The sequence below is a fragment of the Kosakonia arachidis genome, assembly GCF_900116535.1.
GTDB classification, from domain to species: Bacteria; Pseudomonadota; Gammaproteobacteria; order Enterobacterales; family Enterobacteriaceae; genus Kosakonia; species Kosakonia arachidis.
In genome coordinates this window covers 140,094-166,443 of sequence record NZ_FPAU01000001.1, presented here as the reverse complement: position 1 = coordinate 166,443, position 26,350 = coordinate 140,094, and the positions used below count along the sequence as shown (strand labels likewise).

Sequence of the window (26,350 nt, the reverse complement as noted above, 5' to 3'; positions counted from 1 at the left end):
ATGACCGGATAAGGCGCCAGCCGCCATCCGGCGCATCACCCTCAGATCAAGCCAATCGGCCAGTGGTGGCCAATCAGATACAACAGTCCGGCAGCGATGATCCCGGCAATGATATCATCAACCATGATCCCCATACCGCCATGAACATTGCGATCAAACCAGCGAATCGGCCACGGTTTCCACATATCCAGAATACGGAATAGCACAAAGCCGACGGCGACCCACTGCCAGTCACTGGTCGGGAGCGCCATCAGCGTAATCCACATTCCGATGAACTCGTCCCAGACAATGCTACCGTGATCGTGTACGCCCATATCTTTTGCCGTCTGGTGGCACAGATACACACCGAGGCAAATCCCCAGCATGACCACCAGCGAATAGAGCTGCCAGGGCAGAAATGTCATCGCCCACCAAAAGGGAATTGCCGCCAGCGATCCCATAGTGCCCGGAACAATCGGGCTTAAACCGCTACCAAACCCGGTAGCCAGCAAATGCCAGGGGTTTCGCAAGTTCAGACGGCTTTTGGCGATATCTTTAGCTCTCGGCAAAATGGTCGTATCCTTTCCAGTCAAGGGTGACAGCCTTGCCGCTACGGGTAAAATGCAGCCCTTCCACATCGGCGCTGATCTGCCCGATGCAGGTAAAAGGCACACCGAGCTGGCCGATGGCGACATCCAGCGCGCCGCGATTCAGTTCCGGCACGGTAAAACACAATTCATAATCTTCACCACCGGAAAGCGCCCAGCGCAGCGCCTGCTCAGGCTCTACGTGACGACTGAACGCGGCGGAGAAAGGTAATGCATCCAGATCGATACGCGCACCGCACTGGCTGGCTTTCAGTATGTGCGCCAAATCGGAGATCAGGCCGTCAGAGAGATCGATCGCCGAACTTGCCAGGCTGCGCAGCGCCTGACCATGCAATACACGCGGGGTTGGCCGTAAATGACGCTTGAGCAGAGACTCCGCATCGGCTTTATCACTGACGGATAAACGTTGCTGCAAAATCGCCAGGCCAGCAGCGCTGTCGCCCAGCGTTCCGGTAACATAAATCCAGTCGCCCGGTTTGGCGCCTGAGCGCTTCATTGCCCGTCCTGGCGGCACATAACCATGAATGCCGATAGTCATCGACAGCGGGCCACGCGTGGTATCGCCGCCAATTAACTGCATATCGTAGTAGCTAAGCTGTTCAAACAGGCTGTCGCTAAATTTCTCCAGCCAGCTTTCATCTACCTCCGGCAACGTAAGTGCCAGCGTCATCCACGCTGGATCCGCGCCTACGGCCGCCAGATCGCTTAAATTGACCGCCAGTGCTTTGCAGGCCAAATCCGCAGGATCGATCTCCGGCAGAAAATGGTTGCCCGCCACCAGCGTATCGACGCTAATCGCCAGTGTCTGTTTTTCAATAACGTTGAGCAGAGCACAATCGTCGCCAATGCCGGTTTCTACATCGCGACGGGAATTTCGTACACGGTCAAAGTAACGGGCAATCAGGGAAAATTCGCCACATGCCATACGTTAATGCCTCGGTAGAAAAAAGAAAAAGCCGGGACAGGCGCACACAGCATCGCTTATCACCGGCTTACGGATCATTTTTTGCGGGGACGGATCGCAGGAGCGGCTTTATCCAGCACGCCATTAACAAACTTGTGGCTGTCTTCAGCGCCAAAGGTTTTTGCCAGCTCGATAGCTTCGTTGATCGCCACTTTGTAGGGCACATCATCACGTTTGGCAAGTTCGAACAGCGCGATACGCAACACCGCTTTCTCAACCTGACCCAACTCTTCCAACTGACGGGACAGATACGGCTGCATTAAGCCATCGAGATATGCGCTATTAGTCGCCACCCCGGTCAACAGCTCACGGAAGTACAGAACGTCGACATCTTTTACGTCCTGTTCCGCCAGGAACTGGTATTCAACATCAGCGATGTCGTTCTGGGACAATTGCCAGGAGTAGAGCGCCTGGACGGCACACTCACGGGCGCGGCGACGAGCAGCAGGTTTCACGGAATTCCCCTTACTAAAATCAAGCCCTAATGGCTTTCAATACATTAATCATTTCAAGCGCGGTCAGTGCGGCTTCTGCACCTTTATTACCGGCTTTAGTGCCTGCGCGTTCGATAGCTTGCTCAATACTTTCAGTAGTCAGCACACCGAAAGCAACCGGAATTTCGCTGTCCTGGGCAACATGCGCCAGGCCATTGCTTGCGCCACCAGCAACATATTCGAAGTGTGCAGTGCCGCCGCGAATCACCGTGCCGAGCGCGATGACCGCATCGTATTTAGCGGTTTTCGCCAGTGCACCAGCCGCCAGCGGCAGTTCGTAAGCGCCCGGTACCCACACGACAGTGATGTTTTCATCTTTCACCTGGCCGATGCGTTTCAGCGCATCAATCGCACCTTCGAGCAGGCTGTCATTGATAAAGTTGTTGAAACGCGCAATGGTGATGGCGACGCGAGCGTCCGGAGCAGCAACGTTGGCTTCAATAATGTTCATACATTTCCTTTACAGGTTCAGTTCGGACCCCGCAGGGGGGCGGATTTTAGCATAATATTTTATGTGCTGCTTCCCTTTTACAGCAGGCATCACGCTTGGGTAAGATGCAGGCAGACATCCGGGCCAACCTGCCTTATCTCATTGAATGTAAAGTGCGGCGCATCGGCAAGCACCGACAGTCCCGGCAACACGCACAGGCCGCGCGCGTCCGTACCTAACAGCGTCGGGGCAAGATAAACCACTAGCTCATCCACCAGACCAGCCTGCAATAACGCGCCGGCAAGCGTAGCGCCCGCTTCCACCCAAATGCTGTTAATTTGCTGTTTTCCCAGCAACATCATCAACATCACCAGATCGGCGTGGCCGTTATGTTCCGGCACGATAATGTCACGCACGCTCGCAGGCCAACTGCGCTCATCCGCTTTCGTACGGGCAAACCAGGTTTCACCCGGCATTCCGATCAGTTTGTGCGCAGGCGTGACCCGATTCTGGCTGTCGATCACAATGCGCACCGGCTGTCGCACATTTTCTTGCGGGTAGAGCGCCTGGCTATCGGCATCCAGCTCTTCCCAGCGCACCGTCAGCGAGGGGTTGTCCGCCAGCACGGTAGCGCTGCTGGTGAGAATTGCATGGCTTTGCGCCCGCAGACGCTGTACGTCCCGGCGCGCCTGCGCGGAAGTGATCCACTGGCTTTCACCGCTGGCCATCGCCGTTCGGCCGTCCAGCGATGCGCCGAGCTTAAGCTGCACATACGGAAACCCGGTACGCATCCGTTTGAGGAAACCTTTGTTCAACGCTTCAGCTTCACTCATCATCAGCCCGTGGCTAACATCAATACCTTCCTGCTGCAGGCGATAAAGGCCGCGTCCAGCCACCTGAGGATTGGGATCCTGCATCGCCGCGACAACGCGCGCGACGCCAGCAGCAATCAGCGCTTCGCAGCAGGGCGGTGTACGACCGTGATGGCTGCATGGTTCCAGCGTCACATATGCCGTCGCGCCGCGGGCGCGCTCACCTGCCATACGCAGCGCATGCACTTCAGCATGCGGCTCGCCAGCGCGATAGTGAAAACCTTCGCCAACGATCTCGCCATTATTGACGATCACACAGCCGACGCGTGGGTTCGGATGGGTGGTAAAACGCCCGCGTTGCGCCAGTTTCAGCGCCCGCGCCATGTACATTTCGTCCTGCATGATCAGTCCTGTAGGCGTGCGATCTCTTCGCCAAATTCGCGAATATCTTCAAAACTGCGGTAAACGGAGGCAAAGCGGACATAGGCCACTTTATCGAGCTTTTTCAACTGCTCCATTACCAGATTGCCGATCATTTTACTGGGAACTTCGCGTTCGCCTGTTGCGCGAAGTTGCGATTTAATGTGATTGAGCGCCATTTCCACGTCGTCGGCGCTTACCGGTCGTTTCTCCAGCGCTTTCAGCATACCGCTACGTAACTTATCTTCATTGAAGGGTTCACGTACTTCATTGCTCTTCACCACGCGCGGCATCACCAACTCAGCCACTTCAAAAGTGGTAAAACGCTCATTACAAACCAGACACTGCCGACGACGGCGGACAGAGGAACCTTCCCCTACCAGACGAGAATCGATTACTTTGGTATCCACGGCGAAACAGAATGGGCAATGCATACGGCGTCCTGACGTGTGAGTTAACTGAAATCTATTTTACCCTGGACTGACTTGACAACAAAGGCAGACCGTTTTTGAGATAATGGATCGATGGCAACGCAACCGTTGCGATCTACCATTACAACACTCTTTCTTTTCACGGAAACAGACATAATGACAAGACGTTACCTAAGAACACTCTTACTGGGAAGCCTTTTTGCCCTCAGTGCCTGCGCCCAGCAAAGCGAAGTCAGCCAGTTGCATCAAAGCGTCAGCACGCTGAATAGCGAGATGAGCAAATTGAACAAAGAGACGGTGAAAATCACCCAGCAAAACGCACTGAATGCAAAATCCGGCAGCGGTGTCTATCTATTGCCCGGCGCCAACACGCCAGCCCGCCTGAACAGCCAGATTGGCATGTTGCGTATGTCTCTGCAAAACGTCGCGCCAAATGCCGCAGGAACCCGCGTTCTGTTGCGCATTCAGGGCGAATCGCACGATCCATTACCGGCGTTTAGCGGTACAGTTGAGTGGGGACAAATTCAGGGCACCACGCAAAATTACCAGGAAGTTAACGTACAAAATCAGTTAATTAACGCACCGGCCAGCACGCTTGCACCCAGCGACGTCGATATTCCGTTGCAGTTGAACGGCATCACGCCGGAGCAGTTAGGTTTCGTCCGTATCCACGATATTCAGCCCGCCAGCGCACAGTAATTCCATGGGGCGACAATGTCGCCCTTTATTGCGTTTTGTAACGCTTTTTCTTCTTTTTGCACCTTTGACCATCACATTCACGAATTTGCAATATTGGTAAATGCCAGTACAATCGCCTCGTTTATTGCACGCAAACGTGAGCGCAATCGATTACGCATATGTCAATAATGTGAAACAACACATATTTTTGTGAGCGTGGATACTTATAATAGCGCCAAGAAATATGAAACATTTAATTTCAATGCATGCTTTCTTTCACTCCCTTCTGGGATATCAATCAGTGGCGAAAAGATGAAAAAAACAATCCTCGCAGCCGGTGCTGCTCTGGCGCTTTCTGCGTCTTTTACTGCAAACGCAGCGGATAACGCTAAGCCTGAATACGTTTCCGACTGGTGGCACCAGAGCGTCAACGTGGTGGGCAGTTATCACACCCGTTTCGGACCGCTGATCCGCAACGATACCTACCTTGAGTACGAAGCGTTCGCCAAAAAAGACTGGTTTGACTTTTACGGTTATATGGATGCGCCGGTATTCTTCGGTGGTAATACGGATGCGAAAGGTATCTGGAACCACGGTTCCCCACTGTTTATGGAAATCGAACCGCGTTTCTCCATCGATAAACTGACGGGGACCGATCTGAGCTTCGGACCGTTCAAAGAGTGGTACTTCGCGAACAACTACATCTACGATATGGGCCGCAATGCCTCTGGTCGTCAGAGCACCTGGTATATGGGTCTTGGTACCGACATCGACACCGGCCTGCCGATGAGCCTCTCCCTGAACGTATATGCGAAATACCAGTGGCAAAACTACGGCGCCGCTAACCAGAACGAATGGGACGGTTACCGCTTCAAAGTGAAATACTTTGTACCGATCACCACCCTGTGGGGCGGCCAGTTAAGCTATATCGGATTTACCAACTTTGACTGGGGCTCCGATCTGGGTGATAAGAGCGGTTACGCCAATAACGGCATCAGAACCCGTACCAATGATTCTATCGCGTCCAGCCATATCCTCTCTCTGGGTTACGATCACTGGCACTACTCTGTTGTTGCCCGTTACTGGCACCACGGTGGCCAGTGGAACGACGACGCCAGTCTGAACTTCGGCAACGGCGACTTCAGCGTACATTCTACCGGCTGGGGTGGTTACCTGGTTGTGGGTTACAACTTCTAACCAGTGCGGGGTTGTGTGGGCTGATACCCTCACGCCAACCATCTCCCGCTCACTGTGGGAGATGGGGAAAACACATAGCCAGCTCAAATGCTGGCTTTTTACTGCTTAACCTGCCGCAAAAAATCCGCCAGTGACCTGTCAGCACTCTCGCTAAAATGCCGCTCCGTCTGCACAATATTGAGGCATCTGTCGAGCCGGAAACACCGATAGTCATCGCGCCGTTCACACCAGGCCACCAGTAGCCAGCGCTCCCCCCAGAAGAACAGCCCCAACGGTTGAACCTCACGTTTAGAGAGCTGTCCGGCTTCATCACGATAATGCAACGCCAGCACGCGCTGGGCGGAAATCGCTTGATGAATCATGTCAAAATCGCTGCGGGAGTGGCTTTGCATGCAAAAATCCGGAGCGTAGATACGCGTCTGCTCCGCCTTTCGACGACTCTCCTCGGGCAGGATAGCCAGCACCTTTTCTTGTGCCGACTCCAGCTCGCGCGACAGCGATTCACCGCCCCAGGTTTTGAGCAGGCGAATCGCGACGATCAGCGCCTCTGACTCCTTATTTGTCAGCATCAGCGGCGGTAAGTCAAAACCCGACATTAGCCTATATCCACTTCCTGCCTCACCTTCCACCGGCACGCCAGAAAGTGAAAGGTCGCGGATATCGCGGTAGACCGTGCGCTCGGACACACCAAGCCGCTCAGCCAGATACGCTGCCGTTGTCAGACGCCTGCCCCGCAGGATCTGCACAATCTGAAACAAACGGTCAGCACGTCGGGTCATATCGTATTCAGCTCTCAGGCAGGTTGATGGAGGCCGACGCGATTACCTTCGCAGTCGGTAAACAAAGCGATAGTGCCAATGCCACGTGGCAATTCCAGCGGCCCGAATACGCACTCGCCGCCTGCGGTAACGATACGATCGAGCGTGGCCGCCAGGTTGTCAGTATGCAGGTAGATAATAGCGCCTTCGTGAGACGGTACAATGCCCTCAAATTTTGCCAGTGCCCCGCCGGTACCCGGATCCTCATATGGGAAAACGGCCAGCTCTACGCAATCCATTTTCTCGCGTTTTAACGCAACCTGCATCACAGGCTCATAAAAAGTAATCGCGCGATCCATATCTGTGACAGGGATTTCAAACCAGTTAATTACGCTTTTCATACATCCTCCTGACTGTTGTTTGGGTTCGAAAAGAGTCTACGACAGGGCTCCTGACAGCATACTGTCAGGAGTGTTTGGCAGGAGCAGATAAAAAAAATCCCGACCAACAGGCCGGGATTTTTTGATAACGCGTTAAACGTCGCCTTACGGCAGAATTGACGGCTGATCCGCCCCTTCTTTTTCCACTTTCTGCTGCAACAGATGTTCGCGCTTCATCCCCAGCTTCAGCGCCAGCGCCGATGCAACGTAGATAGAAGACGCCGTACCGATGGAAACCCCGATCAACATGGTCAGCGAGAAGCCTTTCAACATCGCGCCGCCAAAGAGATACAGCATCAGGATCACAACCAGCGTGGTGCCGGAGGTGATTAAGGTACGATGCAGGGTCTGCGTCAGCGAGATGTTGAAGATCTCATACGGCGTACCGCGACGGATCTTACGGAAGTTTTCACGAATACGGTCCGATACCACGATACTGTCATTGAGAGAGTAGCCGATCACCGACATCAGCGATGCCACGATGGTCAGGTCAATCTCAATATGGAACAGCGACAGCACGCCCATGGTAATGATAACGTCATGCGCCAGCGCGATAACCACACCCACCGCCAGACGCCATTCGAAGCGGAACCCGACATAAATCAGGATACAGATCAGCGCAACCAGCAACGCCATACCGCCAGTCTGCGCCAAATCCGCCCCGACACTCGGGCCGACGAATTCGATGCGTTTCACCACAGCGTTCTGGCTGGTCGCTTCGTTAATCACGCTGACAACTTTGCTGCCCAGTACCTGCCCGCCGGTTTCACCCTTCGCAGGTGGCATACGCACCATGATGTCACGGCTGCTGCCAAAGTTCTGCAACAGCGGATCCGCAAAGCCCGCTTTCTCCAGCGCGTCACGCATTAAATCCATGTCCGCTGGTTTTTCCAGCGAAATTTCAATAACCGTACCGCCGGTAAAGTCCAGGCCCCAGTTAAAGCCGCGAACCCCCATCACAATGATAGAGAGGATCAGCAGCCCACCGGAAATCATAAAAGCCCAGTAGTCCCAGCGCATAAAGTCCCAGACTTTACGGCCGTGGTTCAATTGTTCAACAGTATAATCCTGTGCCACAACGCACTCCTCAGATAGACAGCTTGTTAATGCGTTTGCCGCCGTACAACAGGTTGACGATGGCACGGGTACCGACAATAGCGGTAAACATGGAGGTCGCTACACCGATACCTGTGGTGATTGCGAACCCTTTAATCGAGCCAGTACCGACTGCGTACAGAATAAGCACTTTAATCAACGTCGTGACGTTTGCATCGAAAATCGATGAAAATGCGCCCTGATAACCCTCATGAATCGCCTGCTGGACGGAACGCCCGTTGCTCAGCTCTTCCTTAATACGTTCGTTTATCAGTACGTTGGCATCTACCGCAACCGCAAGGGTTAACACGACGCCCGCAATCCCCGGCATCGTCAGCGTTGCGCCAGGCAACAGCGACATAATACCAACGATAAGCACAAGGTTCGCCACCAGCGCAGACGTGGCGATCAGACCAAACTTCTTATAGAAGAAGATCATGAAGATGATCGACACCACCAGACCCGCCAGACAGGCTTCCAGACCCTGAGTGATGTTCTGTGCGCCCAACGTTGGACCAATGGTACGTTCTTCAACAATCTGAATCGGCGCAATTAGCGCACCAGCACGCAACAGCAGCGAGAGCTGACGCGCTTCGGTCGGATTGCTGATACCGGTGATGCGGAAGCTGTTACCAAGACGAGACTGGATGTTGGCAACGTTAATCACCTCTTCCTGTTTCACCAGTACCGCATGACCATTGGCATCTTTCTTACCGCTGTCTTTGTACTCCACAAATAGGGTCGCCATCGGCTTGCCGATATTGTCCTTGGTGAAGTTCGACATGATGTTGCCACCCGCGCTATCCAGTGAAATATTCACCTGCGGCTGGTTGTACTCATCCTGGCTGGATGTGGAGTCAGTGATATGGTCACCGGTCAGAATCACGCGTTTGTACAGCACAACCGGCTGACCTTCGCGAGTCTGTTTCACTTCGGAATCACCCGGAACACGACCGGCAGCCGCGGCAGAAGCGTCCACGCTGGTGTTGACCAGACGGAACTCCAGGGTTGCGGTCGCCCCCAGGATCTCTTTAGCACGCGCAGTATCCTGAATCCCCGGCAGTTCAACCACGATACGATCAGCGCCCTGGCGCTGTACCAGCGGTTCGGCAACGCCGAGTTGGTTCACGCGATTACGCAGGATATTGATGTTCTGCTGAACAGCGTATTCACGCGCTTCATTCAGACGCGCATCGCTCATCACCGCACGAAGTACGTTGTCGCCCTGATTGGTGATCACCAGATCACGGTGGCGGCTGGTCAGGTAAGTATTCGCCTGATCGCGCGCCGCGCTGTCGGGGAACTGGATGCTCAGACCATAATTATCTTCCTTACGCACGGTAGTGTAAGGAATCCCTTTCTCGCGCAGATCACTGCGCAGGCTGTCCATATTTTGTTCCTGCAGCTTGGTCAGCGCTGTTTGCATGTCCACTTCCATCAGGAAGTGCACGCCGCCGCGCAAATCGAGACCGAGCTTCATCGGCTCGGCGTTGATGGCGCTCAGCCAGCGAGGCGTTGCAGGAGCAAGGTTAAGAGCTACGACGTATTGATCGCCTAACGCGCTGACCAGCACCTCACGGGCACGCAGTTGTGTGTCAGTCGAATCAAAGCGAGCAAGAATAGCGCCATTTTCCAGTGCCACGGACTTCGCGTTGATTTTTTCTTCTTGTAGATTTTTCTGGACCTGGATCAGCGTTTGTTCACTGGCGGCGACACCGCGCGCACCAGTGATCTGAACAGCCGGATCCTCACCATACAGGTTGGGAAGTGCGTAAAGCAGGCCGACGATAATCACGACGACCAGCATGATGTACTTCCACAAAGGATAACGGTTTAACACGGCAGTTCCCTTTGGGAAAACGAAATGATTACAGCGCCTTCATAGTGCCTTTCGGCAGAACGGCAGCTACGAAGTCACGTTTGATTACCACTTCAGTGGTGTCGTTCAGCGCAATCGCAATGTAGCCAGTTTCAGCAACTTTTGTTACGCGACCGACCAAACCACCGTTGGTCAGTACTTCATCACCTTTGGCGATGGAGTCCATCAGCTTTTTATGCTCTTTAGTGCGTTTTTGCTGCGGGCGCAGGATCATGAAGTAGAAAATCAGACCAAACACCACCAACATCAGGATCAGAGATATCGGGCTGCCCTGTGCCGGCGCGCCAGCTGCCGCTACCGCATCAGAAATAAAAAAGCTCATTCAAATTCCCTCATTTATTTAATTAATCAACATTCAAAGGTGGAACCAGTCGACCCTGACGTTGGTAAAAATCCGCTACGAAGCTCTCTAATTTACCCTCTTCGATAGCCTTGCGTAAACCAGCCATTAAACGCTGATAATACCGCAGGTTATGAATCGTATTGAGACGCGCGCCCAATATTTCGTTGCAACGATCGAGATGATGCAAATACGCGAGTGAATAATTGCGACAGGTGTAGCAATCACACTCAGCATCGAGCGGGCCGGTATCGCTTTTATATTTCGCGTTACGGATTTTCACCACGCCGTTGGTCACAAACAGGTGACCGTTACGGGCATTACGCGTCGGCATAACACAGTCGAACATATCAATACCACGACGCACACCTTCAACTAAATCTTCCGGTTTACCCACGCCCATCAGGTATCGAGGTTTGTCTGCAGGGATTTGCGGGCAGACATGCTCCAGGATGCGGTGCATATCTTCTTTTGGCTCCCCTACAGCAAGACCGCCGACAGCGTAGCCATCAAAGCCAATCTCTACCAGACCTTTGACCGATATATCTCGTAAATCTTCGTAAACACTGCCCTGAATGATGCCAAAGAGCGCATTTTTATTGCCTAATCCGTCGAATCGGTCACGACTGCGTTTCGCCCAGCGTAGAGACATTTCCATAGAGCGTTTCGCATAGTCCCAGTCGGCCGGGTAAGGCGTACATTCATCGAAGATCATCACGATGTCGGAACCGAGGTCGTATTGGATCTCCATCGACTTTTCCGGGTCGAGGAAAATCGGATCGCCATTGATCGGGTTGCGGAAGTGCACGCCAGATTCGGTGATCTTGCGGATGTCCCCAAGGCTGAAGACCTGGAAGCCACCGGAATCGGTCAGAATCGGGCCTTTCCACTGCATAAAATCGTGCAGATCGCCATGCAGCTTCATGATTTCCTGGCCCGGGCGCAGCCACAGATGAAAAGTGTTGCCCAGAATAATTTGTGCGCCAGTGGCTTCCACTTCTTCCGGCGTCATCCCTTTTACGGTGCCATAAGTACCCACAGGCATAAACGCCGGCGTTTCAACCACGCCGCGTTCAAACACCAGACGACCGCGGCGGGCGCGTCCGTCGGTGGTATCCAGTTCAAATTTCATTTTTTCTCCAGCCAGAAAAACAGTCTGACGTTTAAAGCTAGCGCCGCGGACCTATTCCCCGACGCGTTCAGTAATGGCCTGCGGATTGTACGTGATAAACATCGCATCGCCATAACTAAAGAAGCGATATTCCTGCGCAACGGCGGCGCGGTACGCATTCATGGTGTGCTGATATCCGGCAAACGCGGAAACCAGCATGATCAGTGTCGATTCTGGGAGGTGGAAGTTGGTCACCAGCGCATCGATCACCTGATATTGATAACCCGGATAAATAAAGATCTGCGTATCGCCGAAGAACGGCGCAATCAGCGCATCGTTAGTAGCTTGCGCGGCGCTCTCCAGCGAGCGTACGGAAGTGGTTCCCACGGCGACAACACGGTTGCCGCGCGCTTTCGCCGCCAGCACCGCGTCCACAACCTCCTGCGGTACTTCGGCATATTCGGAGTGCATGATGTGATCTTCAATGCTGTCGACGCGTACCGGCTGGAAAGTCCCGGCACCGACATGCAGGGTAACGAAAGCCATTTCAATGCCTTTATTACGCAGACGTTCCAGCAGCGGCTCATCAAAATGCAGGCCCGCCGTCGGTGCGGCCACCGCGCCAGGCTTCTGGCTGTAAACCGTCTGATAAAGCTCGCGATCGGCATCTTCATCCGGACGGTCGATATATGGCGGCAGCGGCATATGGCCAATGGCGTTAAGAATATCCAGCACCGGGCGCTGATCATGAAACTCAACCTCAAACAGCGCATCGTGGCGCGCCACCATGGTTGCCTGAACATCGTCCGCATCGCCCAGCAGCAACTCAGCGCCGGGTTTTGGCGCTTTAGACGCGCGAATATGTGCCAGAATACGTTTATCATCCAGCATGCGCTCAACCAGCACTTCAATCTTACCGCCGCTTGCTTTACGGCCAAACAAGCGAGCAGGGATCACGCGTGTATTATTGAACACCAGCAGATCGCCAGGGTTGAGCTTATCCAGTAAATCGGTGAAAGTACCATGCGTCAGCGCGCCTGTTGGGCCATCCAGCGAAAGTAAGCGGCAACTGCTGCGCTCGGTCTGTGGGTAGTGGGCAATCAGGGATTCGGGTAATTCAAAGGAAAAATCGGCAACGCGCATGACACGAACTCAAGACAAAATTAAGAGGCGGGTAGTCTAGTGCCCGCGCCCTTTCGCTGCAACCGTTAGCCGCTTTTGGTTCAAAAAATAACCTAAAAAAACAAAGTAACATAACAGCACCTGCGCGGGTTCCACCGGGCGCTCGCGAAAGCAAGAACACCTGCAATAGACAATAATGGACAGAACATGAATTTTTTAGCGCACCTGCATCTTGCACATCTGGCGGACAGCTCACTGCCTGGTAACCTGCTGGCGGACTTCGTTCGCGGCAACCCGGAAAATCTCTACGCGCCAGCAGTAGTGGATGGCATTTATATGCATCGCCGTATTGACGTGATGACCGACAACCTGCCGGAAGTCAAAATCGCCCGTGAAGGATTCCGTGCGCAAACGCGCCGGGTCGCGCCCATCACGCTGGATGTGATGTGGGATCACTTCCTCTCCCGCCACTGGGCGCAGCTCTCCCCCGATTTTTCGCTGGAGGATTTTGTTCGTTATGCCCATTCGCAGGTAGCCACCATTCTGCCGGAGTCCCCGCCGCGTTTTGTGAATTTAAATGACTACCTGTGGTCTGAACGCTGGCTGGAGCGCTACCGGGAGATGTCCTTTATTCAGAATGTACTCAACGGCATGGCGAACCGCCGCCCGCGGCTTGATGCACTACGCGACTCCTGGCAGGATCTCGACGCGAACTACGCCGAGCTGGAAAACCTGTTCTGGCAGTTCTACCCGCGCATGATGGAGCAGGCAATTTCACGCACGCTTTAATCGATAGGTAAAACCTGTCTCAACGATTGTCAAGGGCGCGTTGAGCCACTTCCGCCCTCTTCCTATACTGGCATGCGTTGCGTTCTAATTAACCTTGTAAATCACAGGAGTACACATGGTACTGGTCACTCGTCAGGCACCGGATTTTACAGCAGCAGCCGTACTGGGCAGCGGTGAAATCGTTGAAAACTTTAATTTCAAACAGCACACCAACGGCAAAGCCACTGTGCTGTTTTTCTGGCCGATGGATTTCACCTTCGTCTGCCCGTCTGAACTGATCGCTTTTGACAAACGCTACGAAGAGTTCCAGAAGCGCGGCGTCGAAGTGGTTGGCGTCTCCTTCGACTCCGAGTTTGTTCACAACGCATGGCGTAACACGCCGGTTGAGAAAGGCGGCATCGGCGCGGTGAAATACGCAATGGTTGCGGATATCAAACGTGAGATCCAGCAGGCTTACGGTATCGAACACCCTGACGCAGGCGTTGCGCTGCGCGGTTCTTTCCTGATCGACAAAGACGGTATCGTGCGTCATCAGGTAGTTAACGACCTGCCGCTGGGCCGTAACATCGACGAAATGCTGCGTATGGTTGACGCGCTGCAATTCCACGAAGAGCACGGCGAAGTTTGCCCGGCGCAGTGGGAAAAAGGTAAAGAAGGGATGAGCGCCTCTCCGGAAGGCGTGGCGAAATACCTGAGCGAAAACGTCTCCAGCCTGTAATCGGCAGCGTTTGATAAAAGGCCCGCACTGGACTGCGGGCCTTTTTGTTAGCGTGTCTTCACTTCACGCCAGATACGCAGCGCCAGAAACAGCACTACCACACCGAATATCCAAAGACCATCTACGTATTATCACCTTCGCTAAAAGGGAGACATAACACCCCCCCTCATCGCGTGACGATTCAGGCAGCAGACCAGACAGATGCACTGGTAGCTGAAAGCGTCAGCACATCATCCTGTAACGTACCTGTACCTTCCTGAAGTCGCCAATTTTTCCCCTCTAACAGCGGTGACCCCTCCAGCACCACTTCGCAAGCATCACCGCGGTTGATAGCCACCAGTACGCGCTGTTGCTGCCAGACACGAACAAAAACCAGCACGTTATCATGGGCGTATATCATCTGGCAGCCGCCGCGCCGCATTGCCTGGCTCCGCGAGCGCAGTTTCGCCATTCGCTGGTAAAGTGCCAGCAGTTGCGCATCCTGACGTTTTTTATCCCACGGGAAGGTCTTACGGCAAAAAGGATCGTTCGCCCCGTCCAGACCCACTTCATCGCCATAATAGATGCACGGCGTTCCCGGCCAGCTAAACAGCCAGATCACCGCCACCGGCAACCGGGCAACATCTTTGCCGAGCACGGTTTTAAAGCGCGGCGTATCGTGGCTGTCGAGCTGGTTAAACATGCGCAACTGCTGCTGGTGCGACAGTCCGGCACGGTAGTTATCCATCCATGCCGCGCAAGTTTGCGCATCGATCTGCTGGGGATCGTAGGCGATATCCGTATTTGCCAGAAACGCCCACACCGGCAACGTAAAACCGCGATAGTTCATGGCCGCATCTTCCGCATCCGCCTGTAGCCACTGGCGTGCATCGCCAAAATGTTCGCCAAAAACATAGGCCTGTGGCAGTGTTTCTTTCGCCGCGCGGGTGATCCCCGAAATATGGTGCAGGTTGTTACGCGCCCCACCGTCTTCGCCCAGCATATGCACCACATCCAGCCGCCAGCCGTCCATGTTCCATGGCGCTTTCAGCCAGTGGCGCACAATACTCTCCTCTCCCTGATAAATCTCCTCAACCAGCGTCGGCGACTGATAGTCGAGTTTCGGCAGACTGGCATAACCCAGCCAGTCGCGAGCGTGGCCATGTTCGTCAAAACTGTACCAGCTACGCCAGCGGGAATCGGGGTTATGACAGGCGCCGCCGGTGCCACGGTTGTGGCGATCGAACCACGCATGGGAATCACCGCTGTGGTTGAAAACACCATCGAGGATCAGCCGCATGTTCAGTTGCTGCGTATTGTGCCGCAGGCGCAGCAATGCTTCGTCACCACCAAACTGCGGATCGACATGGCGGTAATCTTCGGTGTCATATTTATGCACGCTGGGGGCGACAAAAACCGGGTTGAGATAGAGTGCGGTAACACCCAACTTTTTCAGGTAGGGCAGCTTTTCACTGATCCCGTCGAGATCGCCGCCATAAAAGGTTGATCCCCCGGCGTGATCTGTTAACGGATCGTCCCAGTCACGCAGTACAATCGGCTGACCTGCGGCATGGTGATGGTAAACCTTATCCTGTTGTTCACTGCGCGGCTGGCTGCGCGCAAAACGATCCGGGAAAATCTGGTAGAACACCTGGTCAGCCACCCACAGCGGCCCGTCATCCGGCACATCAACGGCGAACTGTTCGAGCCGGGAGGGTGGAAAATGGCTAAATCCCTGCGGCGTAAACCACAGTTGCCGATTCTCCCACAGTAGCTTAAAGCTGTAGCGGCGACGCGGTTGCCCGCCGCTGATGTCCAGTGCAACTTGCCAGGTGCTGACGCCGTTCGCCGCAGTTTTCCGCCGCCGGTGCATTGCCAGCGGCATCTCTTCATTGTCGATTTCGGTACGTAGCATTACCCGCTCCGGCACACCGCTCCCACTCAGCCAGAGCGTGATAATTAGCTGATCTTTATTCTGTTTCACAAACGGCGCGACAGGCAGGTGCCATGCATTCAACATCAAAAATCCCCTTTGCTCAAAATGACGCAACTCTTCCACACCCGCACATCTGCCGCCTCCTTCTTTCACTTTTTTTATAGGGCTGAGAGACAGGGCGCAGAGGTAATCCGGCGTGGCGAAAACGCATCATGTCATTAATCGTGAACTGCTGGAAGGCCGGGCCTGAAGGGATTCTGGTAAATATTGCGCGTAGCAGCGCGGTGGATAGCGACGCGTTGCTCACTGTGCTACAGGAAGGGAAGTGACGCGGTGGAAACCCGTCAGGCGCAATGGCGAAAAGTTGCTGATCCCGGAGGGGTGATTTTCTCTCGGGTAACGCTGCACTTCTCAGGCCGATAAAACCTCCAGGCCTGAGAAGGTATCACCGCCATCAGGCGGATTTTTTAAACGCCCAGCCAATCAGCAACAACACAATCCATGCCAGACCTACGTACAACGAAATACGGGTTTCCGGGTGCCAGCCAATCAGCGCGATGATAAACACAAGGAACAGCAGTCCCACAACGGTGGTGATGACACCGCCAGGAACTTTGAATTTCAGCGCCTTCACTTCATCGGCAGAAAGACGGCGGCGGAAACCGATTTGCGACAGCAAAATCATGATCCACACCCATACCGTGGCAAAGGTCGCCAGCGACGCAATGACCAGGAAAATGTTCTCTGGCATGATGTAGTTCAGCCAGACCGCCAGCAGCAGTGCAACAGTCATCACCACTACCGTTACCCACGGGATACCGCGACGGGAGGTTTTGGCAAACATCTTCGGCGCGCTGCCCTGCTCCGCCATGCCGTGCAGCATACGCCCCACGCCAAAAACATCGCTGTTGATCGCCGAAAGCGAGGCAGTCAACACCACAAAGTTAAGAATGCTGGCGGCAAAGGTGATGCCCATATGCTGGAAGGTCAGGACAAACGGGCTACCGTCGGTACCGACCTGGTTCCACGGGTAAATGGACATGATGACGAATAACGTCCCGACATAAAACACCAGAATACGAATCGGTACGGAGTTAATGGCACGCGGGATCGATGTTTCCGGATCTTTTGCTTCACCAGCGGTGATGCCAATGATTTCGATGCCACCGTAGGCGAACATCACCATTTGCAGCGCCATCACCGTGCCCAACCAGCCATTGCTGAAGAAACCGCCGTGGCTCCACAAATTGCTGATCCCGGTCGGCTGACCGCCATTTCCGAAGCCCCAGATGATGATGCCGAAACCGGCGAGGATCATAATAATAATGGTGGCGACTTTAAAGAACGAGAACCAGAACTCCAGTTCGCCGAAAACTTTTACGCTCATCAGGTTAATAGCGCAGATGATCATCACCACGCTTAACACCCAGATCCAGTGCGGCACCGTCGGGAACCAGACGCCCATATAGATGCCGAAAGCTGTTACATCGGCAATCGCCACAATCAGGATTTCAAAACAGTATGTCCAGCCAGTGATATAGCCAGCAAGCGGGCCGAGGTTTTCCTGGGCATAACGAGAGAACGAGCTGGCGGAAGGGTTATGTACCGACATTTCACCCAGTGCACGCATAATAATATACGCGGCTACGCCACCAATAATGTAGGCCAGCAACACGCTCGGCCCGGCCATTTTGATGGCATCGGCGGAGCCGTAAAACAGCCCGGTACCGATCGCCGATCCCAGCGCCATAAAGCGGATGTGGCGGGTGCTTAACCCACGCTTCAGCTTATTCGTACTTTCCATCGTTTCCACTGCCATTATTCAACACAAAAATAAAAAACCACGGGGCGCAAAACCCCGTGGTTAAACAAACCGTATCTGCGACTGTTAATGCGCGCTGGAAGTCACCTGACGCCCTGCAGTGCGATCCCAGACTGCCGCCAGAATCAACATCACCAGGCTCGGCATCAGCCAGGCCAGCCCTTGTTCCGCCAGCGGCAAACGCTGCGTCCAGGCCGGTAAATGCTCAGCAAAAGCGGAGGCTTTCACGCCGTCAAGGATACCAAAAAGCAGGCTAATAAACATGGCCGGGGCAATCACACGGGTTGAGTTGTTCCACCACGAACGGCTGAAGCTCAGCACCACCAGCACGATGCACGGTGGGTAGATCATCGTCAGCACCGGGATGGAGATCTGAATCAGGTGGCTCAGCCCCAGATTGGAAACTGCCATCGAGAAGATGCCCAGAATAAACACCAGCGAACGGTAAGAGAGCGGCAGATACTGCGCGAAAAACTCGGCGCAGGCACAGGTCAGGCCAACCGCCGTCACCAGGCAAGCAATGAAGATCAACGCAGCCAGCAGTAAGCTACCCGCGCCACCAAAGGTGTGCTGAACGTAAGCATGGAGAATCGCTGCGCCGTTAGCGGATTGATCCACCAACGTCGCGCTGTCTGAGCCCAGACGGAACAGTGCCAGATAGAGCAGCGTCAGTCCCGCGCCCGCCATCAGCCCGGCCCAGACGGTGTAACGGGTCAGCAGACGCGCTTCGGTCACGCCGCGTGAACGGGCAGCATTTACGATCACGATACCGAACACCATCGCGCCCAGCGTATCCATCGTCAGGTAACCATTAACGAAACCGTTAGAGAATGGCGCAGTCTGATAAGCTTCCAGCGCATGGCTGATAGGACCGGCCGGCCAGACGATCGCGGCAATCGAGAGAATGGTCAGCGCGATAATTTTCAGCGGAGCCAGGAAGTTGCCCACCGTATCCAGCAGCTTGCCCGGATAGAGCGACACCAGGATCACCAGCGCAAAATAGACGATGCTGTAGATCATCAGCGGCATCGCGCCATCACCGGTCAGCGGCGCAATCCCCACCTCAAACGAAACGGTCGCCGTACGCGGCGTGGCGAACAGCGGCCCTACCGCCAGATAACAGACGGTTGCCAGCAGCACACCAGCGACTTTACCAATCGGTGTACTCAGGCTATCCACACCGCCACCCACTTTGGCCAGCGCAACGACAGTCAGCACCGGCAGGCCTACGGCGGTAATCAGAAAACCAAACGCCGCCGTCCAGACATGTTCACCCGCCTGCAAGCCGACCATCGGCGGAAAAATGATGTTCCCTGCGCCAACGAACAAGGCGAAGGTCATAAAGCCCAGAGCAACAATGTCTCGTGGTTTTAAGTGATTGGTCATAAGTTTACTGCCCGTGGATGTGGTGTCGTCAATAATGGTGAATTTTTCGCCTTCCCAGCCGAACAATAACGCGTATAAACCGTGATACATCAGCGGGAAATGCTTAATATGAAACGTGGTGCAGTATAGTTTTTCGATTTACCACGTAAACATAGTCGGTCTGACACTGTCAGGGGCGCAATTTAAACGCTTATAACGTTTAAAGACAAGATGGGATCGTAAAACCAGATGGATATGCCAGATTAAGATAAATACATAGCCCAATGCTCTATTTATAAGAAAAACACATGGCTGATCATGCGAACAAAAAAGCATCACGCGTACAAAAATAGGTTTAATCGTGGCAAAACAGCAGGAAATTGCGGCCTGTTTTTACAGGCCGCTGGAAAGATAAGCTGACAGGGGTTTCAGGCTGTAGGCGTTTTGGCAACCAGACATTCCGGCAGAACAAAGCTAAAGCGTGTCCCTTTGCCGGGTGTACTCTCTATATCAAGGCGGCTTTCATGATGGCTGACGGCATGTTTTACGATCGCCAGCCCAAGGCCGCTCCCGCCGGTTTGCCGGGAACGGGCTTTATCGACGCGATAAAAACGCTCGGTCAGACGCGGAATATGTTCGGCGGCAATGCCCGGGCCATTATCCTCAACGCTGAATTCTGCCCCCTGCGGCACATGCTGCCAGCGCACAATAATGTGCGTTCCGGCGGGCGTATGATTCACCGCGTTATACACCAGGTTGGAGATGGCGCTGCGCAATTGCTCTTCATTACCGAGCACTTTTAAGGTGTTATCGACCTCAAACTCCAGGTTATGCTTTTTTTGACTGAGCGTCTGTGCTTCCCGCTCAACCAGACGCAGCATCATCGGTACATCGATTGTCTCATTAGGTGGCAGTATCGGCGCCGCTTCAATCTTCGACAGCGTCAGCAACTGGCGCACCAGACCTTCCATTCGCGATGTTTGTTCACGCATGGTATGCAGCGCTTTTTCGCGCGGCACGCCTTCCAGCGTCTGCTCCTGCATCATCTCCAGGTAACCTTGCAGCACCGTCAACGGCGTGCGCAGCTCATGGCTGACGTTAGCGAAAAAGTTACGCCGCGCCCCTTCCAGTTGGTGCATCTGCGTCACATCGCGCGCCACCAACAGCAATTGCTGTTCGCTGTAAGGCATCACGCGGATCTCCAGATGGCGACCGCTGTTCAGTACCAGATTGAGTGGCCGGGTAAACTCTTGATTTTTAAGATACTGAGTGAATTCGGGGTAGCGCAGCAGGTTCAGGATATTCTGCCCGTTATCATCCGGCCAGCGCAGCCCCAGCAGTTGTTGCGCCAGGCCGTTACACCAGAAAATTGCCCCTTCTTCGGTGGCAAGAATCACCGCATCCGGCAACGACTCCGCACCGCTACGAAAGCGTTTGATGAGATTGCCCAGCTCGCGCCGCCGCTTTTTATTACGCATCTGCATCTGGTGCAGCCCGTATAACAGCGGCTCCCAGCTTCCCGTCCCGGGCGGTGGCGTCATACTTTTATCGACCCACAACCACCAGGAGAGGCGCAGTAAATTCCAGAAATGCCAGATCAGCAGCCCGGTTACCGCGGCAAATAAAAACCAGGGCAGGTAACCAAAAATCGCACCGAGTATAAAAGCAGGTAGACAACAAAGGAGGAGCTCCAGCACCAGCCTTTTCCATGACAGCCGTTCCAGCACGCGTCACACTCCTGTCAAATTTCAGAAACGGGTCGAAAAACGATATCCCGTACCGCGCACTGTTTGCACCATACGATCATGGCCGCTGTGTTCCAGCGCTTTGCGCAGGCGGCGAATATGGACATCAACCGTTCTGTCTTCGACGTAAACATTGGTTCCCCAAACATGGTTCAGCAGTTGTTCACGACTGTACACGCGTTCCGGGTGGGTCATAAAGAAGTGTAAGAGTTTAAACTCCGTCGGCCCCATATCCAGCGGATTTTCGCCGGTCATCACGCGATGTGAAGAGGGATCGAGGCTTAACCCCTGCATTTCAATCACTTCTTCCACCGCCATCGGCGAAATACGGCGCATCACCGCTTTAATGCGGGCAACCAACTCTTTCGGCGAGAAGGGTTTAGTAATGTAATCGTCCGCCCCGGTTTCCAGACCGCGCACCCGATCTTCCTCTTCGCCACGCGCTGTCAACATCATCACCGGAATATCGCGGGTCATGGCCTCGCGTTTCAGATGCTTAATAAACTGAATACCGGAGCCGCCAGGCAACATCCAGTCCAGTAAAACCAGGTCTGGCCAGGGTTCGTTCAGTTGATTCACCGCACTGTCATAATCTTCAGCTTCTATCGGTTGAAATCCATTTTGCTCGAGCACAAAGCACACCATTTCACGGATGGGTGCTTCATCTTCAACGACCAGAATTCGTCTCGCCATAATTCGCCTGTTTTCTCATATAAGTCGTCAGTTTGTATAGCGGCGCCATTATGCGTCAGTTTTATGACAGATTTATGAATAACATGACCGCCAGATGAACCTTCCCGCGACATGATGACAGCGCGAATATTCACGCAGTTAATGTCTCTAACACACTGAATGTTATAATCGCGTTTATCCATTTTCGCCACGGAATCGTTATGCGCATAATTCACACTTCAGACTGGCATTTGGGTCAGAACTTTTACAGTAAAAGTCGCGCTGCAGAACATGAAGCCTTTCTCGACTGGCTGCTGAATGCGGCAGAACAGCACCAGGTTGACGCCATTATTGTCGCAGGCGACATCTTTGATACCGGTTCACCACCCAGTTATGCGCGCGAGTTATATAACCGCTTTGTGGTGAAACTCCAGCAAACCGGCTGCCATTTAGTGGTGCTGGCAGGCAACCATGATTCCGTGGCGACGCTGAACGAATCGAAAGAGATCCTCGCTTACCTGAAAACTACCGTTGTCGCCAGCGCAGGCACCGCGCCTTTCTGGCTCAATCGCCGCGATGGTACACCGGGCGCTGTTTTCTGTCCGGTACCGTTTTTGCGCCCGCGTGACATGGTCATCAGCCAGGCCGGATTATCAGGGCAGGAAAAACAGCAGCATCTGCTGGCCGCTATTACTGATTACTACCAGAAGCAGTATGACGCCGCCTGTATTCTGCGCGGCGAGCAGGCGCTGCCGATTATCGCCAGCGGCCATTTGACCACCGTCGGTGCCAGCAAAAGTGACGCCGTACGGGACATCTATATCGGCACGCTGGATGCTTTTCCGGCGGAGAACTTCCCGCCAGTTGACTATATCGCACTTGGACATATTCACCGCGCGCAGAAAATTGGCGGACAGGAGCACATTCGCTACTGCGGTTCACCGATCCCGTTGAGCTTTGATGAGACCGGGAAGCGTAAAAGCGTCAATCTGGTCACGTTCAGCGACGGCAAGTTGGCGGACGTTATCGCACTCGACGTTCCTGCCACGCAGCCGCTGGCAGTGATCAAAGGCAACTTTGCTGATATTTGCCGCCAGCTTGAACAGTGGCGCGATGCCCCCGCCGATATGCCAGTCTGGCTGGATATTGAAATTGAAAGCCACGAATATCTGGCTGATATGCAGCGCAAAATTCAGCAAGTTACCGAAGATTTGCCCGTCGAAGTGCTGCTGGTACGCCGCAGCCGCGAACAACGGGAGCGGATCCTCGCCGGTGAACTGCGTGAAACACTCAGTGAATTGAAAGTTGAAGAGGTCTTCGCCCGCCGCCTCGCACAGGAAGAGATCGATGAGATGCAAACGGCGCGCCTGCAAACGTTGTTCAGTGAAGCGCGCCAGGCGTTGGATAGGGAGAAAGGAGTATGAAGATCCTCAGTTTGCGGTTAAAAAACCTCAACTCGCTGAAAGGCGAATGGAAAATTGACTTTACCGAAGAGCCGTTCGCCAGCAACGGTTTATTCGCCATTACCGGCGCGACGGGCGCAGGGAAAACCACCCTGCTCGACGCCATATGCCTGGCGCTGTACCACGAAACACCGCGTCTCAGCACCTTGTCACAATCGCAAAACGATCTTATGACCCGCGATACCGCCGAGTGCCTGGCGGAAGTGGAATTTGAAGTAAAAGGCATCGCTTACCGCGCCTTCTGGAGTCAGAGCCGTGCACGCGGTCAGGCAAATGGCAACCTGCAAGCGCCGCGCGTCGAGCTGGCAACCTGCGCCGACGGAAAAATCCTCGCCGATAAAGTCAAAGATAAACTTGATCTCACCGCCTCATTAACCGGGCTGGACTACGGCCGCTTTACCCGCTCAATGCTGCTATCGCAGGGGCAGTTTGCCGCCTTCCTCAATGCCAAACCGCGCGAACGCGCAGAGCTGCTGGAAGAGCTGACCGGCACGGAAATCTATGGCCAGATATCGGCCATGGTGTTTGAGAAACATAAAGCGGCCAAAATCCGGCTTGAACAGCTACAGGCGCAGGCGGAAGGGGTGGTGTTGCTCAACGACGAACAGCGCCAGCAATTGAATGCAGGTTTGCAGGCGCTCACTGACGAAGAAAAAACGCTGCTGACCGGGCAACAAACCTCGCAGGCACAGGCGCAATGGCTAAACCGCGAAGACGAACTTCGCGCCGCGCTCGGACGAGCACAGGCCGCGCAGGTGCAGGCTCAGCAGGCGCTGGCTGCTGCCCAGCCGCAACTGGAGCGGCTTGCTCTGGCGCAACCGGCACAGCAATTACGTCCGCTATGGGAACGTCTTGAAGAGCAACATAAAGCACTGACCCGCACCCGCAGCCAGAGTGAAGAAGTAAATACTCGCTTACATACCAGCCTGTTACAGCGCGCGCGTATCCGCGCAACCGCCGTCGGGCAACATGCAACCCTGCTGAGTCGTCAAAAAACGGTTGCCAGTTGGCTGAGCGAACATGCCCACTTCCAGCGCTGGCACAGTGAGATGACCGGCTGGCGCGTGCTGTTTAACCAACTGGAAGAAGAGAAAAAGCAGTGGAAAAGCTTGCAACAGCGCGAGCTGACACAACAGCAGAAATTACGTACGTTGCCGGAGTCCACGCTGGAACTGACGGCGGAAGAGACAGCAGCGGCAATGGCACAGTGCGCACAGCAGCGCCCACTACGCCAGCAACTCGCAGCCCTGCACGCCCGCTTCGCCCCGCTGCGTAAACAGTTGAGCCTGCGCCAGCAAAGCCTGCTGGATCTGCAAGCCGAGCAGGAAAAGCTCACTACAGAGCGGGAACGTAAGCGCACGTTGTATAAAGAAAAGAACCAGTTGCTTACGGAAGTCGCCACCATCTGCGAGCTGGAAAAAACCATCAAAAATCTGGAGAGTGAGCGCGCACGCCTGCAAGCGGGCCAACCCTGTCCGCTGTGTGGTGCCACCGAACATCCGGCGGTAGTGCATTACCAGACGATCGAACCGGGAGTGAATCAGGCTCGCCGTCAGGTGCTGTTTGACGAAGTGCAAAAGGTAAAAGAAGAGGGCGTGGCGCTGGGTGAACGGCTGAAAGGCTTAGCCGAGCGCTATGAAAAAGACGAGCGCGAAGTTCACTCGCTCCAGCAGGAGGAACAAAAGGGATTGCAGGAGTGGGTCGCGCTGTGCGAGAAGTTGAACGCCACGCTGGATCCGCACCGCGAATTGACCAGTTGGCAAAGCGCGCAGGATGCGTATGAACACCAGCTCTATCTGCTTAACCAGCGCCAGACACTGCTTTTTCAAATCCATGAACTGCAACAGCAGATCAACCAATACCAGCAGGCAGTCACCACCCGCCGCGACACGTTAGCTGCAGCGCTGCAACAACTGGATCTGACTCTGCCGCCGGAAGGTGAAGAAGCTGCATGGCTGGCGGCACGCGCGCAGGAAGCAGAACAATGGCAACAGCAGCAGCAACAGCAGACCGCGCTTCAAGAACAAATCGCACTGCTTACGCCTATCCTCGATACGCTGCCCATAGACGAAACGCCCGCCGAAGCGCAAAACGTGGCGCTGGAGGGCTGGCGTCAGGTGCATGACGACTGCGTGTCGTTGCGAAGCCAATGGCAAACCCTGCACCAGCAACTGGCGCAGGAGAGCGAAACGGCCGGGGCGCTGGAGAAACAGTTCCTTGCAGCGCTGGAAAGCAGCGTATTTGCCGATAAACACGCCTTCCTCAGCGCACTGCTTTCCGATGACGAACGCCAACGGCTGGAGCAGTTACGTCAGAGGCTCGACGCCGATTGCCAGCAGAAACAGGCGCTGTCCGCCAGCGCCGAACAAGCCGTTACCGCCCATCGGGCGCAGCCGCCTGCCGGGCTGCAGGAAAATATTACAGCTGACAATATCGCGCAGACGCTGGAACACGTTTCGCGTCAACTCCGTGAAAACACGACCCGCCAGGGGGAACTTCGCCAGCAGTTAAAACAGGATGCCGATAACCGTACGCGCCAGCAGGCAGTGTTGCAGGAGATCGGTCAGGCCAGCACACTGTACGACGACTGGGGCCATCTCAATGCGCTTATCGGCTCGAAAGAGGGAGATAAATTCCGCAAGTTCGCGCAGGGGCTGACGCTGGATAATCTCGTCTGGCTGGCAAACAACCAGCTTACCCGTCTGCATGGCCGTTACCTGCTGAAACGCAAAGCCAGCGAGGCGCTGGAGCTGGAAGTGGTGGATACCTGGCAGGCGGATGCGGTGCGCGATACACGTACGCTTTCCGGCGGCGAAAGCTTCCTTGTCAGCCTTGCGCTTGCGCTGGCGTTATCAGATTTGGTCAGTCATAAAACCCGCATCGATTCGCTGTTCCTTGATGAAGGTTTTGGCACGCTTGACAATGAAACGCTGGATACCGCCCTTGACGCCCTCGACGCGCTGAATGCCAGCGGCAAAACCATCGGCGTGATCAGCCACGTCGAAGCGATGAAAGAACGGATTCCGGTGCAAATTAAGGTTAAGAAAATCAACGGGCTGGGTTACAGCAAGCTCGACGGGAAATATGCAGTGTCATAAGTCAT

General features: G+C 54.4%; 24 protein-coding genes. 6 read left to right on the top strand and 18 right to left on the bottom strand.

Going from position 1 to position 26,350, the window contains the following annotated elements; all coding sequences use genetic code 11:
- Nucleotides 1–41: 41 nt before the first annotated feature.
- The 6 genes from pgpA to nrdR form a co-directional block, all read right to left on the bottom strand.
- Nucleotides 42–572: a phosphatidylglycerophosphatase A gene (pgpA, locus tag BM427_RS00795; protein ID WP_090118374.1), complete on the bottom strand. Its 531-nt coding sequence runs from the start codon at nt 570–572 to the stop codon at nt 42–44.
- Complete coding sequence (thiL, locus tag BM427_RS00790) at nt 535–1,512, bottom strand: thiamine-phosphate kinase (protein ID WP_090118373.1); 978 nt, start codon at nt 1,510–1,512, stop codon at nt 535–537. The genes pgpA and thiL overlap by 38 nt, the downstream gene beginning before the upstream one ends.
- A 74-nt stretch (nt 1,513–1,586) precedes the next feature.
- Nucleotides 1,587–2,006: a transcription antitermination factor NusB gene (gene nusB, locus BM427_RS00785; RefSeq protein ID WP_090118372.1), complete on the bottom strand. Its 420-nt coding sequence runs from the start codon at nt 2,004–2,006 to the stop codon at nt 1,587–1,589.
- Between the two features lie 19 nt (nt 2,007–2,025).
- Nucleotides 2,026–2,496, bottom strand: coding sequence for a 6,7-dimethyl-8-ribityllumazine synthase (ribH, locus tag BM427_RS00780; protein ID WP_090118371.1), 471 nt, complete (start codon nt 2,494–2,496; stop codon nt 2,026–2,028).
- Between the two features lie 89 nt (nt 2,497–2,585).
- Nucleotides 2,586–3,689 (bottom strand): bifunctional diaminohydroxyphosphoribosylaminopyrimidine deaminase/5-amino-6-(5-phosphoribosylamino)uracil reductase RibD, encoded by a 1,104-nt coding sequence (gene ribD / locus BM427_RS00775; RefSeq protein WP_090118370.1) that lies wholly within the window; start codon nt 3,687–3,689, stop codon nt 2,586–2,588.
- A 2-nt stretch (nt 3,690–3,691) separates the two neighbouring features.
- Entirely contained in the window at nt 3,692–4,141 is a 450-nt protein-coding gene (nrdR, locus tag BM427_RS00770) for a transcriptional regulator NrdR (RefSeq protein ID WP_007373510.1), read from the bottom strand.
- 153 nt (nt 4,142–4,294) lie between these two features.
- Between nrdR and BM427_RS00765 the strand changes: the two genes are divergently transcribed.
- Nucleotides 4,295–4,837, top strand: coding sequence for a SadB/YajI family lipoprotein (locus BM427_RS00765; RefSeq protein ID WP_090118369.1), 543 nt, complete (start codon nt 4,295–4,297; stop codon nt 4,835–4,837).
- Between the two features lie 291 nt (nt 4,838–5,128).
- A complete protein-coding gene (locus BM427_RS00760; protein WP_090118368.1) occupies nt 5,129–6,013 on the top strand; it encodes a nucleoside-specific channel-forming protein Tsx in 885 nt (294 codons plus the stop codon).
- Nucleotides 6,014–6,111: 98 nt separating this feature from the next.
- Here BM427_RS00760 and BM427_RS00755 read toward each other — a convergent pair whose 3' ends face one another.
- The 7 genes from BM427_RS00755 to queA form a co-directional block, all read right to left on the bottom strand.
- A complete protein-coding gene (locus tag BM427_RS00755) occupies nt 6,112–6,792 on the bottom strand; it encodes a helix-turn-helix transcriptional regulator (RefSeq protein ID WP_090118367.1) in 681 nt (226 codons plus the stop codon).
- A 14-nt stretch (nt 6,793–6,806) separates the two neighbouring features.
- Nucleotides 6,807–7,172: a VOC family protein gene (locus tag BM427_RS00750; RefSeq protein WP_090118366.1), complete on the bottom strand. Its 366-nt coding sequence runs from the start codon at nt 7,170–7,172 to the stop codon at nt 6,807–6,809.
- Between the two features lie 144 nt (nt 7,173–7,316).
- Nucleotides 7,317–8,288 carry a protein translocase subunit SecF gene (gene secF, locus BM427_RS00745; RefSeq protein ID WP_090118365.1) on the bottom strand — a complete coding sequence of 324 codons (972 nt, stop codon included), beginning with the start codon at nt 8,286–8,288 and terminating at the stop codon, nt 7,317–7,319.
- Nucleotides 8,289–8,298: 10 nt separating this feature from the next.
- A complete protein-coding gene (gene secD / locus BM427_RS00740) occupies nt 8,299–10,146 on the bottom strand; it encodes a protein translocase subunit SecD (RefSeq protein ID WP_090118364.1) in 1,848 nt (615 codons plus the stop codon).
- A 28-nt stretch (nt 10,147–10,174) separates the two neighbouring features.
- Nucleotides 10,175–10,507 (bottom strand): preprotein translocase subunit YajC, encoded by a 333-nt coding sequence (gene yajC / locus BM427_RS00735; protein ID WP_007373486.1) that lies wholly within the window; start codon nt 10,505–10,507, stop codon nt 10,175–10,177.
- A gap of 22 nt (nt 10,508–10,529) precedes the next feature.
- Nucleotides 10,530–11,657 (bottom strand): tRNA guanosine(34) transglycosylase Tgt, encoded by a 1,128-nt coding sequence (gene tgt / locus BM427_RS00730; RefSeq protein WP_090118363.1) that lies wholly within the window; start codon nt 11,655–11,657, stop codon nt 10,530–10,532.
- 51 nt (nt 11,658–11,708) lie between these two features.
- Entirely contained in the window at nt 11,709–12,779 is a 1,071-nt protein-coding gene (gene queA / locus BM427_RS00725) for a tRNA preQ1(34) S-adenosylmethionine ribosyltransferase-isomerase QueA (protein WP_090118362.1), read from the bottom strand.
- Nucleotides 12,780–12,965: 186 nt separating this feature from the next.
- Between queA and acpH the strand changes: the two genes are divergently transcribed.
- Together acpH and BM427_RS00715 are read left to right on the top strand one after the other, a co-directional pair.
- A complete protein-coding gene (gene acpH, locus BM427_RS00720; protein WP_090118361.1) occupies nt 12,966–13,547 on the top strand; it encodes an ACP phosphodiesterase in 582 nt (193 codons plus the stop codon).
- A gap of 115 nt (nt 13,548–13,662) precedes the next feature.
- A complete protein-coding gene (locus tag BM427_RS00715) occupies nt 13,663–14,265 on the top strand; it encodes a peroxiredoxin C (RefSeq protein ID WP_090118360.1) in 603 nt (200 codons plus the stop codon).
- Nucleotides 14,266–14,446: 181 nt separating this feature from the next.
- On the opposite strand, the gene malZ is transcribed toward BM427_RS00715, so the two are convergent.
- The 5 genes from malZ to phoB all read right to left on the bottom strand — a co-directional run bounded on the left by malZ (nt 14,447) and on the right by phoB (nt 21,805).
- On the bottom strand, nt 14,447–16,264 hold the full coding sequence (malZ, locus tag BM427_RS00710; RefSeq protein WP_090118359.1) for a maltodextrin glucosidase: 1,818 nt from the start codon (nt 16,262–16,264) through the stop codon (nt 14,447–14,449).
- Between the two features lie 370 nt (nt 16,265–16,634).
- The gene (proY, locus tag BM427_RS00705; protein ID WP_090118358.1) at nt 16,635–17,984 is read right to left on the bottom strand and encodes a proline-specific permease ProY; all 1,350 of its coding nucleotides are present in this window, start codon (nt 17,982–17,984) and stop codon (nt 16,635–16,637) included.
- 84 nt (nt 17,985–18,068) lie between these two features.
- Nucleotides 18,069–19,388: a branched-chain amino acid transporter carrier protein BrnQ gene (gene brnQ / locus BM427_RS00700; protein WP_090120629.1), complete on the bottom strand. Its 1,320-nt coding sequence runs from the start codon at nt 19,386–19,388 to the stop codon at nt 18,069–18,071.
- Between the two features lie 407 nt (nt 19,389–19,795).
- On the bottom strand, nt 19,796–21,094 hold the full coding sequence (gene phoR, locus BM427_RS00695; RefSeq protein WP_090118357.1) for a phosphate regulon sensor histidine kinase PhoR: 1,299 nt from the start codon (nt 21,092–21,094) through the stop codon (nt 19,796–19,798).
- Nucleotides 21,095–21,115: 21 nt separating this feature from the next.
- On the bottom strand, nt 21,116–21,805 hold the full coding sequence (gene phoB / locus BM427_RS00690) for a phosphate response regulator transcription factor PhoB (RefSeq protein WP_090118356.1): 690 nt from the start codon (nt 21,803–21,805) through the stop codon (nt 21,116–21,118).
- Between the two features lie 200 nt (nt 21,806–22,005).
- On the opposite strand from phoB, the gene sbcD reads away from it, so the two are divergent.
- Together sbcD and sbcC are read left to right on the top strand one after the other, a co-directional pair.
- Complete coding sequence (gene sbcD, locus BM427_RS00685) at nt 22,006–23,208, top strand: exonuclease subunit SbcD (RefSeq protein WP_090118355.1); 1,203 nt, start codon at nt 22,006–22,008, stop codon at nt 23,206–23,208.
- Complete coding sequence (gene sbcC / locus BM427_RS00680; protein ID WP_090118354.1) at nt 23,205–26,345, top strand: exonuclease subunit SbcC; 3,141 nt, start codon at nt 23,205–23,207, stop codon at nt 26,343–26,345. The genes sbcD and sbcC overlap by 4 nt, the downstream gene beginning before the upstream one ends.
- Nucleotides 26,346–26,350 lie beyond the last annotated feature (5 nt).

Excerpts from the sequence above, each read along its gene's own strand:
- brnQ (WP_090120629.1), bottom strand. The coding sequence starts at position 19,388 with ATGACCAATCACTTAAAACCACGAGACATTGTTGCTCTGGGCTTTATG.
- BM427_RS00715 (WP_090118360.1), top strand. The coding sequence starts at position 13,663 with ATGGTACTGGTCACTCGTCAGGCACCGGATTTTACAGCAGCAGCCGTA.
- ribH (WP_090118371.1), bottom strand. The coding sequence starts at position 2,496 with ATGAACATTATTGAAGCCAACGTTGCTGCTCCGGACGCTCGCGTCGCC.
- BM427_RS00765 (WP_090118369.1), top strand. The coding sequence starts at position 4,295 with ATGACAAGACGTTACCTAAGAACACTCTTACTGGGAAGCCTTTTTGCC.
- BM427_RS00750 (WP_090118366.1), bottom strand. The coding sequence starts at position 7,172 with ATGAAAAGCGTAATTAACTGGTTTGAAATCCCTGTCACAGATATGGAT.
- phoB (WP_090118356.1), bottom strand. The coding sequence starts at position 21,805 with ATGGCGAGACGAATTCTGGTCGTTGAAGATGAAGCACCCATCCGTGAA.
- proY (WP_090118358.1), bottom strand. The coding sequence starts at position 17,984 with ATGGAAAGTACGAATAAGCTGAAGCGTGGGTTAAGCACCCGCCACATC.
- nrdR (WP_007373510.1), bottom strand. The coding sequence starts at position 4,141 with ATGCATTGCCCATTCTGTTTCGCCGTGGATACCAAAGTAATCGATTCT.
- yajC (WP_007373486.1), bottom strand. The coding sequence starts at position 10,507 with ATGAGCTTTTTTATTTCTGATGCGGTAGCGGCAGCTGGCGCGCCGGCA.
- BM427_RS00755 (WP_090118367.1), bottom strand. The coding sequence starts at position 6,792 with ATGACCCGACGTGCTGACCGTTTGTTTCAGATTGTGCAGATCCTGCGG.
- BM427_RS00760 (WP_090118368.1), top strand. The coding sequence starts at position 5,129 with ATGAAAAAAACAATCCTCGCAGCCGGTGCTGCTCTGGCGCTTTCTGCG.
- thiL (WP_090118373.1), bottom strand. The coding sequence starts at position 1,512 with ATGGCATGTGGCGAATTTTCCCTGATTGCCCGTTACTTTGACCGTGTA.
- acpH (WP_090118361.1), top strand. The coding sequence starts at position 12,966 with ATGAATTTTTTAGCGCACCTGCATCTTGCACATCTGGCGGACAGCTCA.
- sbcC (WP_090118354.1), top strand. The coding sequence starts at position 23,205 with ATGAAGATCCTCAGTTTGCGGTTAAAAAACCTCAACTCGCTGAAAGGC.
- sbcD (WP_090118355.1), top strand. The coding sequence starts at position 22,006 with ATGCGCATAATTCACACTTCAGACTGGCATTTGGGTCAGAACTTTTAC.
- tgt (WP_090118363.1), bottom strand. The coding sequence starts at position 11,657 with ATGAAATTTGAACTGGATACCACCGACGGACGCGCCCGCCGCGGTCGT.
- ribD (WP_090118370.1), bottom strand. The coding sequence starts at position 3,689 with ATGCAGGACGAAATGTACATGGCGCGGGCGCTGAAACTGGCGCAACGC.
- queA (WP_090118362.1), bottom strand. The coding sequence starts at position 12,779 with ATGCGCGTTGCCGATTTTTCCTTTGAATTACCCGAATCCCTGATTGCC.
- malZ (WP_090118359.1), bottom strand. The coding sequence starts at position 16,264 with ATGTTGAATGCATGGCACCTGCCTGTCGCGCCGTTTGTGAAACAGAAT.